The following is an 18371-nucleotide window of genomic DNA, read 5'->3' as shown; positions in this document are numbered from 1 at the left end:
GTGTCAGACTACAAATCCTAATAGAAATATTATACTTTGCAAATTTAAAAGTCAATAGAAAATTAGCACTCTTTAAAAAAGAGTGCTAACAAAAATCCGCAACACCAGTATTTATTGGACGTTGCGGATTTCTTAAAAGTTTATAAACTTTCTTTTTAATCATTTTTTCATTCAGATTTAACAGCTTTATCTGGGCTTAAATTGCTTTCCTTGCAGATATAAATAGGCCGTTTTTTGACCTCCATATAAGTGCGGGAAAGGTAGGAACCTAAGATTCCGATGCACAGAAGCTGGATACCTCCGATAAAGATAACGATACATGCCATGGATGGCCAGCCGAAAGCGGAGCCACCGAATAAAAGCTGCCTTACAATAATAAAGATAATGGCAAGGAAGGAAATGATACACATAAACATTCCGGTAAAGGATGCAAGCTTCAACGGAGCGGTAGAGAAGGATATCATTCCGTCTAAGGAGTAGCGGACCAGCTGGAAGAAAGACCATTTGGTTTCTCCGGCAATCCGCTCTGTATTTTCAAATTCAATCCATTTGGTACGGAAACCGACCCAGCCAAATAACCCCTTGGAAAAGCGGTTGTATTCATTTAATTCTAACAACGCATCCACAAAAGGACGGTTCATCAACCGGAAATCTCTGGCACCATCTACGATATCTGTATCGGACATTTTGCGGATAAGCTTATAGAACATCCGGGCAAAGAAAGAGCGGACAGGCGGTTCTCCTTTGCGGTTTACCCGTCGTGTGGCAACCGAATCATAGCCTTCTTCCCGGATGGCATGAAGCATCGAAGGAAGCAGGGATGGGGGATCCTGTAAATCTGCATCCATAATGGCAGTATAATCACTGGTTGAATTTTTCAGACCGGCATAAATAGCCGCTTCTTTTCCAAAATTACGGGAAAAGGAAATATAATATACACTGTTATCGGAAGAAGCAAGCTTTTTTAGGATGGTAAGAGTATTGTCCGTTGAGCCATCATTGACAAACAGCAGCTTAAGAGAAATCTCTGTAAGCTGTTGTCTGATTTTTGAAATCTCTTCGTAAAAATACGGAAGTGCTTCTTCTTCGTTATAGCAGGGTACAATAATCGTCATTGTTTGCATAAAAGAATCAATCCTTTGCAAGGTTCTTGTTGGCAGTAGAGAGCATCAGTTTGATACGGTTCAACTGGTTAACCTCACTGGCACCCGGGTCATAGTCGATAGCCACGATGTTAGAAAGAGGGTACTGGTGACGCAGCTTCTTGATAACACCTTTACCAACCACATGGTTTGGCAGACAGGCAAATGGCTGTGTACATACGATATTATTGGTCCCGGTATGAATCAGCTCTAACATTTCGCCGGTTAAGAACCAGCCTTCACCGGTCTGGTTACCCTGTGATACAATCTCAGAAGCATATTTTGCCAGTGTTTCAATGTGGGCAGGTGGATCAAAGTGTTCACTCTTTTCAAATTCGTCACGGGCAGCGGAACGGAGCCATTCGAAGAATTTGATACCGAGGTTTGAGACTCTTGCGGATTTCCTGCTCATGCCAAGGTGTTCTGCTTTAAAGTTCTGGTTATAGAAGCAGTAGAGCAGGAAGTCGGTAAGGTCAGGAACAACAGCCTCAGCACCTTCGGACTCCAGTAAGTCTACCAGATAATTATTTGCGGCTGGAAGGAATTTAACCAGAATCTCACCAACGACACCAACTTTAGGTTTCTTAATGTCTTTCATCGGAAGACGGTCGAAGTCACGGATGATTTCACGACACATCTTCTTGTATTTCCGGTGGGAGACAAAGCCCTTCCTGGAAATAAATGCAATGACACGTTCCTTCCATTTCTCATGAAGTGCATTGGCAGAACCAGGTACTTCCTCATAAGGTCTGGTGCGGTAGAGACAGCGCATGAAAATATCGCCAAACTCTAAGGCATAAAGACCGTGCTGGATAAGCTGTGGTGTAAATTTAAAGCCAGGGTTCTTCTCTAAGCCGCTTAAGTTGATGGAAATAACCGGAACGTCTTTATAACCGGCTTTTTCCAAGGCACGGCGGATGAAACCGATATAGTTGCTGGCACGACATCCACCACCGGTCTGGGAGATTAAAATTGCAGTCTTTGTCATGTCATATTTTCCGGACATAACAGCACTCATAATCTGACCGACAACCATAAGGGAAGGGTAGCAGGCGTCGTTATTTACATATTTTAATCCCACATCCACAGAGTCGCGGTTATCATTATCAAGTACAACCAGATGATATCCGGCAGCCTGGAAAGCAGGCTCTAAGAGTTCGAAATGAATCGGTGACATCTGCGGACAGAGAATTGTGTAACTGTCACGCATTTCTTCGGTAAATACTACACGGTTAAAGTTAGCAGGAACGATGGTACGTTTTTCATGACGTTTTTCTTTGACACGGATAGCAGCAAGAAGAGAACGGATACGGATTCTTGCAGCCCCTAAGTTATTTACCTCATCGATTTTCAGGCAGGTATAAATCTTGCCGGATTTGCTTAAAATGTCATTGACGCAGTCTGTTGTAACGGCATCTAATCCACAACCGAAGGAATTCAACTGGATTAAATCAAGATTATCCCGTGTCTTTACAAAGTTTGCTGCAGCATACAGTCTGGAGTGGTACATCCACTGGTCCATAACAATAAGCGGACGCTCTACTTCATGGAGATGTGCTACGGAATCCTCTGTAAGTACAGCTAGACCATAGGAATTAATCAGTTCCGGAATACCATGGTTGATTTCCGGATCTACATGATATGGACGGCCGGCAAGTACAATACCACGTTTTCCAGTCTCTTTTAAATATGCTAAAGTTTCTTCTCCTTTGTGCTTGATATCCTCTCTGGCATTGGAAAGCTCCTGCCATGCAGTTTTCGCGGCAGCTTTGATTTCTTCTGCCGGAATGGAGAACTCTTCGGTAAAGGTATGTACTAACTGCTCGGTCAGAACGTCAAGGTTGGTAAATGCCATAAACGGATTTAAGAAACGAACCTGACCTGAAGTAATTTCATCTACATTATTCTTGATATTTTCGGCATAGGATGTAACAATCGGGCAGTTGTAGTGATTGTTAGAATCCGGGAATTCATTTCTTTCATAAGGAATACATGGGTAGAAAATGAAATCTACCTGATGCTGAATCAGCCAGGATACATGACCGTGGGCAAGCTTGGCCGGATAACATTCGGACTCGCTTGGAATGGAATCAATACCCAGCTCGTAAATCTTTCTGGTTGACTGTGGAGAGAGCACTACTTCAAATTTTAAAGCTGCAAAGAAGGTTGCCCAGAATGGGTAATTCTCATACATATTTAATACTCTCGGAAGTCCTACGGTTCCGCGGGCGGCTTCTTCTTTCTTCAGTGGAGGATAAGCAAAAAGCCGTTCATTCTTATATTCAAAAAGGTTTGGAATATTTTCTTTATTCTTTTCTTTGCCAAGTCCACGTTCACAACGGTTACCGGTAATGTAGGAACGGTTGCCGGAGAAACGGTTGATGGTTAAAAGACAGTGGTTGGTACATCCCTGACAGCGGGTCAGCTTGGTATCAAAGGTCAGTGCATTGATTTCATCAATGGAAAGCATGGAAGTCTGGTAACCTTCCTCATGACGCTCCCTTGCAATTAAAGCAGCACCAAAAGCACCCATGATTCCTGCAATATCAGGTCTTACTGCTTCACAGCCGGAAATTTTTTCAAAGCTCCGGAGTACCGCATCATTGTAGAAGGTTCCACCCTGAACTACGATATGCTCACCTAAATCCTTTGCATCGGAAAGCTTGATAACCTTGAAAAGAGCATTCTTGATAACGGAATAAGCAAGACCGGCGGAAATATCAGCAACACTTGCACCTTCCTTCTGAGCCTGTTTTACCTTGGAATTCATAAATACGGTACAACGGGTTCCAAGGTCAATTGGGTTTTCAGCAAATAAAGCTTCTTTGGCAAAATCCTGCACACTGTAATTTAATGATTTTGCAAAAGTCTCGATAAAGGAACCGCATCCGGAAGAGCAGGCTTCATTTAACTGAACACTGTCAACGGTCTGGTTCTTAATCTTGATGCATTTCATATCCTGACCACCGATGTCTAAGATACAGTCTACATCCGGGTCAAAGAATGCCGCTGCATAGTAGTGGGCAACGGTTTCTACCTCACCATCATCCAACATAAGGGCAGCTTTTAATAAAGCCTCTCCATAACCGGTGGAGCAGGAGTGTACAATATGTGCATCCGCCGGTAATAAGGAATAGATTTCCTTGATGGATTTGATTGCAGTAGCCAGAGGACTTCCGTTGTTGCTGCTATAGAAAGAATAGAGAAGAGAACCGTCTTCTCCTGCCAGTGCAATTTTGGTTGTGGTGGAACCGGCATCAATTCCAAGATAGCAGTTTCCTTTGTAAGTAGAAAGGTCCGCTGTCTTTACATTGTGTCCGTTATGACGGGCAGTAAAGGCGTCATAGTCAGCCTGGGTTGCAAAAAGAGGCTCCATACGGGCTACTTCAAATTCCATTTTAATATCAGAAGACAATTTGTCTAAAATATCGGATAAATCGTAAGTGACATCTTCTTTATAATTTAATGCAGAACCAATGGCTGCAAACAGATGGGAATTTTCCGGTGCAATAATGTGTTCATCATCCAGTTTTAAGGTACGGATGAAAGCTTCCTTTAATTCAGAAAGGAAGTGTAGTGGTCCACCTAAGAAAGCAACGTGACCACGGATTGGTTTTCCACAGGCAAGACCACTGATGGTCTGGTTTACGACTGCCTGGAAAATAGAAGCAGATAAGTCCTCTCTGGTAGCACCTTCATTAATCAATGGCTGGATATCGGTTTTTGCAAATACACCGCATCGTGCAGCAATCGGATAGATGGCATCATAATTTTTGGCATACTCATTCAGACCGGATGCATCTGTCTGGATCAAAGATGCCATCTGGTCAATAAAGGAACCGGTACCACCGGCACAGATACCATTCATACGCTGCTCCACATTACCACCTTCAAAATAAATAATTTTGGCATCCTCACCACCAAGCTCAATGGCAACGTCAGTCTGTGGCGCATAGTCCTGTAAGGCAGTAGATACGGAAATAACCTCCTGCACAAACGGAATGCCAAGATGTTTGGCAAGGGTAAGTCCGCCGGAACCGGTAATCATCGGTGCCAGCTTTAAATTCCCAAGCTTATCAAATGCCTTTTTTAATAAATCCGTTAAGGTTTCACGGATATTGGCAAAATGTCTTTCATAGTCTGCAAACAGCAGCTCGTTATTTTTTCCAAGAACAGCAATTTTAACGGTTGTGGAACCGATGTCTATTCCCAGTTTGTTAAGATTTTTGTTTTCCATAATAATCACCCTGTATTAGTCTGTTACTTCATATTAATAATGTGTTTCATAAATTCCAAAACAAAATCCATTATACGACAGTATTTTTCAAAAAACAATTCCTAATAAAAGAATTTATGGATTGTTTAGAAATAGTGGTGAATCTGAAATTTTTATGAAGAAGTCCTAGTGTCGTTGACAAATCTTTGGGGATACTTCTATAATAGTAGACAGATTGCAATAAACTAATTTATGAAATATGAGGTGTAATATGAATTTTTTGAATAAAATGGAGCGCAAAATTGGAAAATACGCCATCCCGAATCTGATGATTTATCTGATTGCAGCATATTGCATCGGATTTGTGATTTATACGGTAAATCCGAACTTTATGTTGATGCTGACCTTAAGCCCTTATCACATTCTGCATGGACAGGTGTGGAGACTGATTACCTGGATTCTGATGCCGACAGACACCAGAGTATTCTCACTGCTGATTATGGCGCTTCTTTATTATCAGCTTGGTTCTGCACTGGAACGGAGCTGGGGCACATTCCGTTTTAATGTTTATATTTTCGGCGGAATGTTATTTACCGTAATCGGAGCGTTTATTTTATATGGAATATATGCAGCAGCCGGAACAGGAAGCTTAGAAACAATTTCATTGATTTCAAGCCTTACTTTCACTACGAATTATATCAATCTGACCATATTCCTTGCCTTTGCGGTCATGTATCCGGAAATGCAGATTTTACTGTTCTTTATTATTCCGGTAAAAATGAAGTGGATGGCAGTGGTATATGCAGTACTGATTGCGATTAATCTGATTTTAACCAGCTGGGGCGGAAGAATTGCTATCATTATGTCTATTTTAAATTTCCTGATTTTCTTCCTGTCTACCAGAAATTACAGAAGGGTATCCCCGAAGGAAATTCACCGGAAGCAGGTATTTAAGGCTCAGATGCGGGAGCCGAGGAGAGGCGGCATGGTGACAAAGCATAAATGTGCAGTCTGCGGAAGGACTGAACTGGATGATCCAAACCTGGAATTCCGTTTCTGCTCCAAGTGCGATGGTAATTACGAATATTGTCAGGATCATCTGTTTACCCATCAGCATATTAAGCACAGCTAGAAAAGGAAAATGCGACCGGACAACATTTTGACGGAACATTTTGACGGAACTCCAAAAATCGTTATTGATTTAGCGGACGTTTGACTTTATAATAGATATATTAGTGAAGAAACGAACCCAGGAGGAAGACAAAATGGAAAACGAAGCTGTCTCCAAGAATTTTATTGAGCAGATTATTGACAAAGATTTAGCAGAAGGACATTGCAAAACGGTGCATACCAGATTTCCACCGGAGCCAAATGGCTATTTGCATATCGGACATGCCAAATCTATTCTTTTAAATTATGGACTTGCACAGGAATATAACGGCTTATTTAATATGCGTTTTGACGATACCAATCCGACCAAAGAGCGAAGCGAATTCGTAGAGTCAATCAAAGAGGATATTAAATGGCTGGGTGCGGATTGGGGCGACAGATTGTTTTTCGCATCCAATTATTTTGATCAGATGTATGAAGCAGCTGTAAAACTGATTAAGAAAGGGAAAGCATATGTTTCTGACTTAAGCGCAGAAGAGATGCGCGAGTACCGCGGAACCTTAAAGGAGCCGGGAAAAGAAGATCCGTCAGCCGGTAGAAGTGTAGAAGAGAACTTAGAACTGTTTGAAGCAATGAAAGATGGCAGGTATGCAGACGGTGAGAAGGTATTGCGTGCCAGAATTGATATGGCTTCTCCAAATATGAATATGCGTGACCCGGTTATTTACCGTGTGGCACATATGACCCATCAGAATACAGGAGATAAGTGGTGCATTTATCCGATGTATGATTTTGCACATCCAATCGAGGATGCCATTGAAGGAATTACACATTCTATCTGTACGCTGGAATTCGAAGACCACAGACCTTTATATGACTGGGTTGTCCGTGAGTTAGAGTATGAGAATCCACCAAAGCAGATTGAGTTTGCAAAATTATATCTTACCAATGTGGTAACCGGTAAGCGTTACATTAAGAAGCTGGTAGAGGAACATATTGTAGATGGATGGGATGACCCGCGTCTGGTATCCATTGCCGCTTTGAGAAGAAGAGGCTTTACACCGGAGTCTATTAAAATGTTCGTAGAGCTGTGCGGCGTTTCCAAGGCAAACAGTTCGGTAGATTATGCAATGTTAGAATATTGTATCCGTGAGGATTTGAAATTAAAACGTTCCCGCGTGATGGCAGTATTAGATCCAATTAAGGTTATTATTGACAATTATCCGGAAGATCAGATAGAATACTTTGATGTGGTCAATAATATGGAAAATGAAGCTCTAGGCAGCCGTAAGGTTCCGTTTGCAAGAGAACTTTACATTGACAGAGAAGATTTCATGGAAGAACCGCCGAGAAAATATTTCCGTATGTTCCCGGGTAACGAAGTGCGTCTGATGCATGCATATTTTGTGAAATGCAACAGCTTTGTAAAAGACGAGAACGGAAAAGTGACAGAGATTCACTGTACCTATGACCCGGAATCCAGAGGCGGAAACAGCCCGGATGGAAGAAAGGTAAAAGGAACCATTCACTGGGTAGCAGCACCAACCGCAGTGAAAGCAGAGGTAAGATTATACGAAAATATTGTGGACGAAGAGTTGGGCGTATATAACGAAGACGGAAGCCTGAACTTAAATCCGAATTCTCTTACCGTATTAAAAGAGTGCTATGTAGAGCCAGGTCTTGCAGATGCAAAAGGATATGACAGCTTCCAGTTTGTACGACAGGGATATTTCTGCGTAGACGCGAAAGATTCAAAAGAAGATGCACTGGTATTTAACCGCATCGTTTCACTAAAGAGTTCTTATAAACTGCCAGCTCAGCAGTAGAGTGGAGGAATAGATATGAATTTATTTGCTGGATTGGAAAAATTCGGAATAAAGGCAACTGACAGTACAGACCTTTATGCCGATGAGAAAGCAACAGAAAAGAAAACAAAAGAAAAAGTAGAAACAGCCGTAGCACAGCCAAAGGAAGAGGATTTCCTTTTAGATAAGACCGTGCGCTGCCCGGTATGTGATAAAGAATTTAAGACGAAAATGGTAAAAGCCGGTAAGGTGAAGCGATTGGAGCCGGATGCAGATTTGAGACCGAGACAGCAGTATGTGGATTCTTTGAAATATGATGTGGCATCCTGCCCGAATTGCGGATATACTTCTCTGAATCGTTATTTTGAACATATTACCATGGGTCAGATTAAATTGATTAAGGAACAGATTAGCCGGAATTTTCATCCGCAGGCACCATCTGACGATGCAACATGGGATTATGATAAGGCAATTGAAATGCATAAGTTATCCCTGTTTAATTCGATGGTAAAGAAAGCGAGAACCAGTGAAAAAGCATATAACTGTCTGATTCTTGCATGGTTGCTTCGCACCAAAGCAGAGGAATTAGAGACTGCCGGTAAAAAAGAAGAGGCAGCAGCCTGCAGACAGGAAGAGGAATCTTTCTATAAAGAGGCCTATGATGGCATGATGAAGGCAGTAAGTACAGAGATGTTCCCGATTTGTGGAATGGATCAGAGTACGATGGATTATCTTCTTGCAAATATGGCATTCCATTATAAGCAGTATGATGTAACATCAAAATGCTTAAGCCGTGTTTTGAGTTCCGCAAGTGCAAATCGTAAGATTAAGGATAAATCCTTGGAATTAAAAGAAATTATTTTAAAAGAGCTTAAGAAAAACCGATAGGTGGATAACGGGATGAAGGAATTATGGATTGATTTACAGCCGGATTCTCCACGCGCACTTTATGAGCAGATTTACGAATATATTCGTAAGGATATAGCAGACGGTAAGATTTTCCCGGGGGAAAAATTACCGTCTACTCGTTTTATGGCCAAAAATCTGCAAATCAGCAGGAGTACCGTGGAACTGGCATATGAACAGCTTACAGCAGAGGGTTATATTGAACCAAAACCCTGTGCAGGCTATTTTGTATGCGATATCAGCATGCTGTATCAGCTGAGCCGTGGACAGGAAAAGCCAGAAGAGGGAAGACTCATGGAGCGGCAGAAAAAGCAGTATGAAATCAGTTTTTCTCCTTATGAGATTGACCGGAAGCATTTTCCCTATGGAATATGGTATCGGATGCATAAGAGTGTAGTGCCGGAGGATAACCCGGATTTATTGCTTTCGGGAAATCCAAAGGGAGAACTGAATCTTAGAATGGCAATCAGCCGCTATCTCTATCAGGCGAGAGGGGTAGTCTGCGATGAAAAACAGATTCTTATTGGTGCCGGTAATGAGTATCTTCTGTTATTGTTAGCTCAGATTATGGGGCGGGATAAGAAAGTGGCAATGGAGAATTATACTTATTTGCAGGCATATTATACTTTCTGTAATATGGGATATCGGGTGCTGGCAGAAGAAATTGATGAAGATGGAATTTGTATGGAGGCTATCCGGAAAGAAAATCCGGATATGGTTTATGTCATGCCATCCCATCAGTTCCCGTTGGGAAATGTCATGCCGCTGCGAAGAAGGCTGGAACTTTTACAGTGGGCGTCTGAAGGAGAAGAACGTTATATCATAGAAGATGACCACGATAGTGAGTTCCGTTATAAAGGAAAGCCGATTCCGGCTTTGTGGGGAAATGATACCGGAGAGCATGTGATTTATATAGGAACTTTTTCAAAAAGTATTGCACCTTCTCTTCGAATCAGTTTTATGGTATTGCCCCATTCCCTGATGGAGCGGTACCACAGTTCCTGCGGTTTCTATGCCTGTACGGTGCCGCGGAACAGTCAGGAAGTATTGTGCCATTTTATGGAAGAAGGGCATTTTGAACGGCATCTGAACCGTATGCGTAATAACTATAAGAATAAGCATGATACTTTTATGCGTCTTTTAAAGCAGGAAGACTGGGTCTGCCGCATTTACGGTGATAATGCCGGCCTGCATGTATTGGTAGAACTGGATGTGAAGTGGAAGGAAGAAGAAGTGGTAGAGCAGGCGAGAGAGCAGCATATTGAAATTCATGGACTGGGTGAATATGTGATTCAAAAGCCAAAGGAAAAGAAAGTTCCGACACTGGTGCTTGGATATGGTAATCTGACAGAAGATGAAATGGAACAGGGTCTTGCTGTATTAAGAGAGATTCTGGATAAATAAAAAAGACATTACATATCGGCGGCTGTCGAATGTAATGCCTTTTTTACATTCTATATTGCGTTAGAAAATTCTATTTCTGGTTATTTTTTTCTAATTCCTGCATTTTCATAGCACGAACTTTTAATGGAAGACCAAACAGTGTGATGAATCCATCTGCATCATGGTGATCATAAAGGTCTCCGGTTGTAAAGCTTGCCAGTGACTCACTGTAGAGAGAGTATGGAGAAGTTGTTCCGGCTTTGATGATGTTTCCTTTGTAGAGTTTGAATTTTACTTCACCGGTTACATATTCCTGGGTAGACTCAACGAATGCCTGAACTGCTTCACGTAAAGGTGTGAACCATTTTCCTTCGTAAACAATCTGAGCCATACGATTGCCCATATCTTTTTTTACGTCCATAGTAGCACGGTCTAATACGAGTTCCTCTAACTGACGATGTGCTTCCATCAGGATAGTTCCGCCAGGAGTTTCATATACACCACGGGATTTCATGCCAACAACACGGTTTTCTACGATATCGATGATACCGATTCCATGTTTGCCGCCTAAACGGTTTAATTCACGGATGATATCGGAAACTTTCATTTTCTTTCCGTTAACAGCAGTAGGAACACCTTTTTCAAAGGTCATGGTTACATATTCGCCCTCATCCGGAGCTTTTTCCGGAGAAACACCAAGAACTAAAAGGTGGTCATAGTTTGGCTCATTTGCAGGATCCTCTAACTCAAGACCTTCGTGGCTGATGTGCCATAAGTTACGGTCGCGGCTGTAGCTCTGGTCAGTAGAGAATGGAAGATGAATGCCATGTGCTTTACAGTATTCAATTTCGGATTCACGGGAATCCATTTTCCATTTGTCATCACGCCAAGGAGCAATAATTTTAATATCAGGAGCAAGTGCCTTGATAGAAAGCTCGAAACGAATCTGGTCATTTCCCTTACCGGTTGCACCGTGGCAGATAGCAACAGCATTTTCTTTTCGTGCAATTTCAACTAACTTCTTGGCAATACCAGGACGAGCCATAGAAGTTCCCAAGAGATATTTGTTCTCATATACGGCATCTGCCTGAACACATGGAACAATATAGTCATCACAGAATTCATCTGTAATATCTTCAATATATAATTTGGTTGCACCGGATAATTTTGCTCTTTCGTCAAGACCGTCCAGCTCTTCACCCTGTCCGCAGTCAACGCAGCAGCAGATTACTTCATAATCATAATTTTCTTTTAACCATGGGATGATAGCGGTTGTATCAAGTCCACCAGAGTACGCTAAAACAACTTTTTCTTTCATAATAATAGGTATCCTTTCTTCAGATGTTTTTTAACTAGGACTAATATACAACAAAAAAAATAAATACGCAAGCGAAAAAATATACATAATCTGCTTATAAAAATGCATAATTATATACAAAGGGTACATATTTATGTATAAAAAACGGATAATATATTAATAAAAGAAGACTTATAGAATCATAAATTAACTGAAAAAGCGTGAAAACAGAAAATAGTACTTGCATAATGAATAAAACGAATGTATAATTATGCACTGTAAATGGCATGTAAATTCCATGTGTGCCATAATCTTAAGAAGAAAGAAGATGTAAAAATGATTAAAGCAGGAATTATCGGAGCAACCGGATACGCAGGAGGAGAACTGGTAAGAATTCTTATGGGACATCCTTCCGTAGAGATTAAGTGGTATGGCTCCAGAAGTTATATAGATAAGAAGTATGCAGATGTTTACCGTAATATGTTTGAAATCGTAGAGGATACCTGCCTCGATGATAATATAGAAGAGCTGGCAAAGCAGGTGGATGTTATCTTTACAGCAACACCGCAGGGTTTCCTTGGCTCTGTATTGAATGAGAAGATTTTATCCGAGACAAAGGTAATTGATTTGAGCGCAGATTACCGTATTAAAGATGTGGCTACTTATGAAAAATGGTATAAAATTGAGCATAAGAGTCCACAGTTTATTGAAGAAGCCGTTTACGGACTTTGCGAAATCAATCGTGAAAAGGTGAAAAATGCAAGACTGGTAGCCAACCCGGGATGCTATACCACCTGTTCTATTTTAACCGCATATCCGTTGGTAAAAGAGGGACTGATTGATGCCAATACATTGATTGTGGATGCAAAGAGCGGTACTTCCGGTGCAGGACGTGGAGCAAAGGTCAATAATCTGTTCTGTGAAGTAAATGAAAATATGAAGGCATATGGCGTGGCAACCCACAGACACACACCGGAAATTGAAGAACAGTTAGGTTATGCAGCCGGAAAAGAGATTACCATCAGCTTTACACCACATCTTGTTCCGATGAACCGTGGTATCTTAGCAACAGAGTACGCATCACTGGTAAAGAAAGCAGACGGAAGTTATCCATCCAAAGAAGAGATTCGTGCAGCTTATGAAAAATATTATAAGAACGAGAAATTCGTCAGGGTATTAGAGGATGGTGTGTGCCCGGAAACCAAATGGGTAGAAGGAAGCAACTATGTAGATGTGAACTTTGTAGTAGATGAGCGTACCGGAAGAGTGATTATGATGGGTGCGCTGGATAATCTGGTAAAAGGAGCAGCCGGTCAGGCGGTTCAGAATATGAATTTATTATTTGGATTAAAGGAATCGGAAGGTCTCGAACTGGTACCGATGTTCCCGTAAGCAGGAGAGAATATGGCAGAAGCTACATATATATTAAGAACAATGAAAGAAGACGATTTTAATGAAGTCCATGCACTCTGGATGAGCATTCACGGATTTGGCATCCGGAGCATTGATGATTCGGAAGAAAATGTGAAACGTTTTATCCGAAGAAATCCGGACACCAGTATTGTGGCATGTATGGATGGAAAAATCGTAGGAGCTATTCTTTGCGGACAGGATGGAAGAAGAGGATGCTTTTATCATGTATGCGTCCATGAGGATTACCGGAAACATGGTATTGGAAAAGCAATGGCAATGATGGCAATGGAAGCATTGAAAAAAGAGGGCATCAACAAAGTAAATCTGGTGGCATTTACCAGTAATGAGCTGGGCAATGGATTCTGGAAGAATATGGGCTGGACATTCCGGAAGGATATGAATTATTATGAATTTGATTTGAATCCAGAAAATGTAACTGTATTTAATCCATAAATAAATTTGGAAAGCAGACAGCTTAAGATAAAAGACAGAGGAAAGCAGGACAGGAGGCATATTATGAAAAAAGTAGAAGGCGGTGTTACCGCAGCAGAAGGTTTTCAGGCTGCATCCACAGCAGCAGGTATTAAGTATAAAGACAGAACAGATATGGCAATGATTTATTCCACAGAGCCATGTGCAGTTGCCGGAACATTTACGACAAATGTCGTAAAGGCAGCACCGGTAAAATGGGATAAGGACATTGTAAAGAACAGTGCATTTGCACAGGCAGTTGTAGTAAATGCCGGAATTGCCAATGCATGTACCGGAACAGAAGGATTAGGATATTGCAAAGATACCGCAAAGAAAACTTCAGAGTTAATGGATATCCCAGAGGATGCAGTTCTTGTGGCATCCACAGGAGTGATTGGAAAACAGCTTCCGATTGACCGTATCTGTGCCGGTGTGGAACAGATGAGTAAAAAATTAAGTGGTGATTTAACTAGTGGACATAATGCAGCACTTGCTATTATGACAACAGATACCCATGAGAAAGAGGCTGCAGTGGAGGTAGAACTTTTCGGTAAGAAGGTTACCATCGGTGGAATGTGTAAAGGCTCTGGCATGATTCATCCGAATATGTGTACCATGTTAAGCTTTATCACAACAGATGCGGCAATTTCAAAAGAAATGTTGCAGGAAGCACTGAGCAGTACCGTAACAGATACTTATAACATGATTTCCGTAGATGGAGATACTTCCACCAACGACACCTGCCTGGTACTGGCAAATGGCCTTGCAGGCAATGAAAAAATCAAAGAGAAGAATGAAGATTACGAAACATTCTGTGAAGCACTTTATTATGTCAATGAAGCACTGGCTAAGATGATGGCAGGAGATGGCGAAGGCGCAACTGCTTTATTTGAAGTAAAAGTAGTGCATGCGGCATCCAAAGAAGATGCGGTTATCTTAAGCAAATCCGTAGTAACATCAAGCCTTACCAAGGCTGCAATCTTTGGACATGATGCTAACTGGGGAAGAATCCTATGTGCATTGGGCTATTCCGGCGTGGAATTTGATCCGGAGCAGGTTGACCTTTACTTTGAAAGTGCAGCCGGCAAGCTGATGATTATCAAAGATGGTGTTGCCGTAGATTATTCCGAGGAAGAGGCAACTAAGATTTTATCTGAAAAAGAAGTAACTGCCATTGCAGATATGAAGATGGGTGAAGCCTGTGCAACAGCATGGGGCTGTGATTTGACCTATGATTATATTAAAATAAATGCGGATTATCGTTCTTAAAAAAGATTTGATTGAAAAAATATACGAAAAAAGATTTTTTAAGAAAAGGAAAGAGGATTGGTCAGATGGAAGAAAACAGTATGCAGGAAATATTGAAAAAAGCTGAGGTATTAATTGAGGCATTGCCATATATCCAGCGTTTCAACCGCAAAATTATCGTAGTAAAATACGGCGGAAGTGCAATGGTAGATGAAGAGTTAAAGCAGAGCGTTATCCAGGATGTAACTCTTTTAAAACTGGTTGGTTTCAAACCGATTATCGTTCATGGTGGCGGTAAGGAAATCAGCAAATGGGTTGCAAAAGCCGGAATGGAGCCGGAATTTATCAATGGACTTCGTAAAACCGATGCACCTACCATGGAAATTGCAGAAATGGTTCTTGGAAAAGTCAATAAATCACTGGTTCAGATGGTAGAAAAGCTTGGCGTGAACGCAGTAGGTATCAGCGGTAAAGATGGTGGACTGCTGAAGGTAAATAAGAAATTATCCAATGGACAGGATATCGGGTATGTGGGTGAAGTTAAGGAAGTAAATCCAAAGATTTTATATGATCTTCTCGAAAAAGATTTCCTGCCGATTATCTGCCCGGTAGGTCTTGATGATAATTATGATACTTACAATATCAATGCGGATGATGCAGCGTGTGCAATTGCCCGTGCCGTACAGGCGGAAAAACTTGCATTCCTTACAGATATTGAAGGTGTATACAAAGACCCGGATGATAAATCTACACTGATTTCCGAACTTAAGATTTCAGATGCACACAAGCTGATTGAAGATGGTTATATTGGCGGCGGAATGCTTCCAAAATTAAATAACTGTATCGATGCCATTGAAAATGGTGTGTCCAGAGTACATATCTTAGATGGTAGAATTGCACATTGTCTGTTACTGGAAATCTTTACAAACCGAGGAATCGGAACAGCAATTTTAGGAGATGAGGAGGAAAAATTTTATCATGAATAAACAGGAATATATGGATTGTGAAGATAAAGCATTATTACATACTTATAATCGTTTCCCACTGGTATTAGATCATGGTGAGGGCGTATATCTTTATGATACCGATGGAAAGAAGTATCTTGATTTTGCGGCAGGCATTGCGGTAGAAGCGTTAGGATACAGCAATGAAGCTTATAAGCAGGCATTGAAAGACCAGATTGATAAAATTACACATACTTCAAATCTTTATTATAATGTCCCGATTATGGAAGCTGCAGAAAAATTCTTAAAAGTTTCCAAAATGGACAGGGTTTTCTTCACCAACAGTGGAGCAGAAGCCATTGAGGGAGCAATTAAGGCAGCAAAAAAATATGCCTATACCAGAGATGGTCATGCAGACCATGAGATTATTGCCATGAACCATTCCTTCCATGGAAGAACCCTGGGAGCATTATCAGTAACCGGAAATGCCCATTACAGAGAACCGTTTGAGCCACTCTGTGGTGGTGTGAAATTTGCAGATTTTAATGATATTGAAAGTGTGAAAGCACAGGTAACGGAAAAAACATGTGCCATTATCTTTGAAACCGTGCAGGGAGAAGGCGGTATTTATCCGGCAGAGGAATCCTTTATGAAAGAGATTTCTGCACTCTGCAAAGAAAAAGATATTCTTCTTATTTTAGATGAAATCCAGTGTGGAATGGGAAGAACCGGAGAAATGTTTGCATGGCAGCATTATGGGATTAAACCGGATATTATGACCAGTGCCAAGGCATTGGGATGTGGTGTCCCGGTAGGAGCTTTTGCCATGACAGAACATGTGGCAGAAAAATCACTTGCACCGGGTGACCATGGAACCACATATGGAGGTAATCCGTTTGTCGGAGCAGCGGTCAGTAAGGTAATGGACTTATTTGAAGAATTAAAGCTTACAGACCATGTAAAAGAAATCGCACAGTATCTGGAGACAGAACTGGATAAGCTGGTAGAAGAATATGATTTTATTACAGCCCGCCGTGGCATGGGACTGATGCAGGGACTCGTAAGCACAAAACCGGTTGGAAGCATCGCAACAGATGCGTTAAAAGAAGGCTTAATTATTATAACCGCTGGCGCAGATGTAATTCGTATGGTGCCGCCGCTTGTGATTGAAAAAGAGCATGTGGATGAAATGATATCGAAATTGAAAAAAGTACTGGATCGTATATAGGCAGGGTATATGAAAAAGAAAACAAAGGAAATTATAGAAACAACAACGCTGGCAGTGGGAGTTATCCTGCTGTCAGCGGCTGCATTTTACAGCAGCAAAGAAACTGGCAAAACAGAGTTAAAAACAGATAGAAAAGAGCAGATAACATCTGAGCAGGAAACAAAAGAAGCATATGAAGCAGCACAAAAGGAGCTATCCTTTTGGTACAGCGATGCAGACTGCAGGAATTATTTTGAACAGTGTGCAGTGGATTACTATGCCAAAACCGGTATCGCAGTGGGAATCCGTTATGTAGATGAGGAATCTTATCTTGAACAGATTTATGATGCAACGATGACGGAAGAAGACTATCCGGATTTGTATCTTGCCTGGAATGATGCAAAAAACAAGGCGTATTTATATGGTGTTGCAACGGAAGAAGAATACCCATTGTTTTTTGATACACTGGTGATGGTATATCAGAAAGAGAATTTTCCGGAAGCACCGGAGAGCATTTCGGAAATTTTAGACTATGGACAGAATAACCTTTTAGGAGAAGGTGTAGGAAATCTGCTGGAATGGAATGTGGCAGATGGATTTTATGATTATCCATTTGTGGGGACTGAAGTGGAATGGAATGAGACGGACTATGCCCTTTTGACTACATATGGAGAAAAATATAATGATGAATTAACTTTCTTTAAAAACCTTTCAGAAACCGTGGGGATTGATACGGATGAAATTGACAGAAATCAGGTAGTGGAGAATTTTAATCAGGGAGCATCTTTGTGTGCAATCATTGATTCTGATGATTTAAATAAGATGACAGCAGAAAATTATGGCGTTTGCGGGCTGCCGATGTTAGACGATACCACACCGATGCAGGGGGTTGCCAGAACGGGGATCCTTTTGGTAAATGAATTTTCGGGGGAAAAAGATATGGCGGCTGATTTTGCTGCTTTTATAGAAAAAGAAGAAGTGGATACCCTGCATGCAATGACGGGTCATATTTCTACAGATGAAGGTGCCAGCCGGGATGAAGCAGAACAGGCAGCTTTTATGCAGTATCAGAACAGCCAGCTGGTACCGGATGCTGCAAATGCAGGTGAGTTCTGGTCAGAATTTACAAGGCAGATGAAGGCACTGTGGAATGGTGGAAGCCTGCCGCAGGAATAATTTGAAAATACTACTTGTATAAAGGGCAAATTTTCGTTAAAATAGAAAACAGT

General features: G+C 41.3%; 13 protein-coding genes. 10 read left to right on the top strand and 3 right to left on the bottom strand.

Annotation, left to right across the window (positions count from 1 at the left end; genetic code table 11):
• Positions 1-167 precede the first annotated feature (167 nt).
• Together DWV68_RS10730 and DWV68_RS10725 are read right to left on the bottom strand one after the other, a co-directional pair.
• Positions 168-1124 (bottom strand): glycosyltransferase family 2 protein, encoded by a 957-nt coding sequence (locus tag DWV68_RS10730; RefSeq protein ID WP_118665753.1) that lies wholly within the window; start codon positions 1122-1124, stop codon positions 168-170.
• Positions 1125-1131: 7 nt separating this feature from the next.
• A complete protein-coding gene (locus DWV68_RS10725) occupies positions 1132-5379 on the bottom strand; it encodes a 2-hydroxyacyl-CoA dehydratase (RefSeq protein ID WP_118665751.1) in 4248 nt (1415 codons plus the stop codon).
• Between the two features lie 250 nt (positions 5380-5629).
• Between DWV68_RS10725 and DWV68_RS10720 the strand changes: the two genes are divergently transcribed.
• The 4 genes from DWV68_RS10720 (at position 5630) to pdxR (ending at position 10583) form a co-directional block, all read left to right on the top strand.
• On the top strand, positions 5630-6490 hold the full coding sequence (locus tag DWV68_RS10720) for a hypothetical protein (RefSeq protein ID WP_117840928.1): 861 nt from the start codon (positions 5630-5632) through the stop codon (positions 6488-6490).
• A 133-nt stretch (positions 6491-6623) separates the two neighbouring features.
• Positions 6624-8294, top strand: coding sequence for a glutamine--tRNA ligase/YqeY domain fusion protein (locus DWV68_RS10715; RefSeq protein WP_022243108.1), 1671 nt, complete (start codon positions 6624-6626; stop codon positions 8292-8294).
• Between the two features lie 15 nt (positions 8295-8309).
• Positions 8310-9161, top strand: a complete 852-nt coding sequence (locus DWV68_RS10710; protein WP_118172677.1) for a DUF2225 domain-containing protein — start codon at positions 8310-8312, stop codon at positions 9159-9161.
• Positions 9162-9173: 12 nt separating this feature from the next.
• Positions 9174-10583, top strand: a complete 1410-nt coding sequence (pdxR, locus tag DWV68_RS10705; protein WP_118665749.1) for a MocR-like pyridoxine biosynthesis transcription factor PdxR — start codon at positions 9174-9176, stop codon at positions 10581-10583.
• A gap of 70 nt (positions 10584-10653) precedes the next feature.
• On the opposite strand, the gene DWV68_RS10700 is transcribed toward pdxR, so the two are convergent.
• Entirely contained in the window at positions 10654-11880 is a 1227-nt protein-coding gene (locus tag DWV68_RS10700; protein ID WP_022243105.1) for an argininosuccinate synthase, read from the bottom strand.
• 315 nt (positions 11881-12195) lie between these two features.
• Between DWV68_RS10700 and argC the strand changes: the two genes are divergently transcribed.
• The 6 genes from argC to DWV68_RS10670 all read left to right on the top strand — a co-directional run bounded on the left by argC (position 12196) and on the right by DWV68_RS10670 (position 18318).
• Complete coding sequence (gene argC, locus DWV68_RS10695; RefSeq protein ID WP_118665747.1) at positions 12196-13251, top strand: N-acetyl-gamma-glutamyl-phosphate reductase; 1056 nt, start codon at positions 12196-12198, stop codon at positions 13249-13251.
• 12 nt (positions 13252-13263) lie between these two features.
• The gene (locus tag DWV68_RS10690) at positions 13264-13725 is read left to right on the top strand and encodes a GNAT family N-acetyltransferase (RefSeq protein WP_117696967.1); all 462 of its coding nucleotides are present in this window, start codon (positions 13264-13266) and stop codon (positions 13723-13725) included.
• A gap of 63 nt (positions 13726-13788) precedes the next feature.
• Positions 13789-15012: a bifunctional glutamate N-acetyltransferase/amino-acid acetyltransferase ArgJ gene (gene argJ, locus DWV68_RS10685; protein WP_118665745.1), complete on the top strand. Its 1224-nt coding sequence runs from the start codon at positions 13789-13791 to the stop codon at positions 15010-15012.
• 65 nt (positions 15013-15077) lie between these two features.
• Positions 15078-15977 (top strand): acetylglutamate kinase, encoded by a 900-nt coding sequence (gene argB, locus DWV68_RS10680; RefSeq protein WP_118665743.1) that lies wholly within the window; start codon positions 15078-15080, stop codon positions 15975-15977.
• Positions 15970-17163: an aspartate aminotransferase family protein gene (locus DWV68_RS10675; RefSeq protein WP_118087368.1), complete on the top strand. Its 1194-nt coding sequence runs from the start codon at positions 15970-15972 to the stop codon at positions 17161-17163. Before argB ends, DWV68_RS10675 begins: the two co-directional genes overlap by 8 nt.
• A gap of 9 nt (positions 17164-17172) precedes the next feature.
• Positions 17173-18318 carry a hypothetical protein gene (locus tag DWV68_RS10670; protein ID WP_118665741.1) on the top strand — a complete coding sequence of 382 codons (1146 nt, stop codon included), beginning with the start codon at positions 17173-17175 and terminating at the stop codon, positions 18316-18318.
• Positions 18319-18371 lie beyond the last annotated feature (53 nt).

The sequence above is a fragment of the Roseburia sp. AF12-17LB genome (assembly GCF_003479605.1).
Lineage (GTDB): Bacteria > Bacillota > Clostridia > Lachnospirales > Lachnospiraceae > Roseburia_C > Roseburia_C amylophila.
The sequence above is the reverse complement of the archived record's forward strand: the minus strand, read 5'-3'. Positions and strand labels throughout refer to the sequence as shown.

What these genes read in the sequence shown, in the direction of transcription:
- DWV68_RS10730 (WP_118665753.1), bottom strand. Translation starts at nt 1,124, where the DNA reads ATGCAAACAATGACGATTATTGTACCCTGCTATAACGAAGAAGAAGCA.
- DWV68_RS10725 (WP_118665751.1), bottom strand. Translation starts at nt 5,379, where the DNA reads ATGGAAAACAAAAATCTTAACAAACTGGGAATAGACATCGGTTCCACA.
- DWV68_RS10720 (WP_117840928.1), top strand. Translation starts at nt 5,630, where the DNA reads ATGAATTTTTTGAATAAAATGGAGCGCAAAATTGGAAAATACGCCATC.
- DWV68_RS10715 (WP_022243108.1), top strand. Translation starts at nt 6,624, where the DNA reads ATGGAAAACGAAGCTGTCTCCAAGAATTTTATTGAGCAGATTATTGAC.
- DWV68_RS10710 (WP_118172677.1), top strand. Translation starts at nt 8,310, where the DNA reads ATGAATTTATTTGCTGGATTGGAAAAATTCGGAATAAAGGCAACTGAC.
- pdxR (WP_118665749.1), top strand. Translation starts at nt 9,174, where the DNA reads ATGAAGGAATTATGGATTGATTTACAGCCGGATTCTCCACGCGCACTT.
- DWV68_RS10700 (WP_022243105.1), bottom strand. Translation starts at nt 11,880, where the DNA reads ATGAAAGAAAAAGTTGTTTTAGCGTACTCTGGTGGACTTGATACAACC.
- argC (WP_118665747.1), top strand. Translation starts at nt 12,196, where the DNA reads ATGATTAAAGCAGGAATTATCGGAGCAACCGGATACGCAGGAGGAGAA.
- DWV68_RS10690 (WP_117696967.1), top strand. Translation starts at nt 13,264, where the DNA reads ATGGCAGAAGCTACATATATATTAAGAACAATGAAAGAAGACGATTTT.
- argJ (WP_118665745.1), top strand. Translation starts at nt 13,789, where the DNA reads ATGAAAAAAGTAGAAGGCGGTGTTACCGCAGCAGAAGGTTTTCAGGCT.
- argB (WP_118665743.1), top strand. Translation starts at nt 15,078, where the DNA reads ATGGAAGAAAACAGTATGCAGGAAATATTGAAAAAAGCTGAGGTATTA.
- DWV68_RS10675 (WP_118087368.1), top strand. Translation starts at nt 15,970, where the DNA reads ATGAATAAACAGGAATATATGGATTGTGAAGATAAAGCATTATTACAT.
- DWV68_RS10670 (WP_118665741.1), top strand. Translation starts at nt 17,173, where the DNA reads ATGAAAAAGAAAACAAAGGAAATTATAGAAACAACAACGCTGGCAGTG.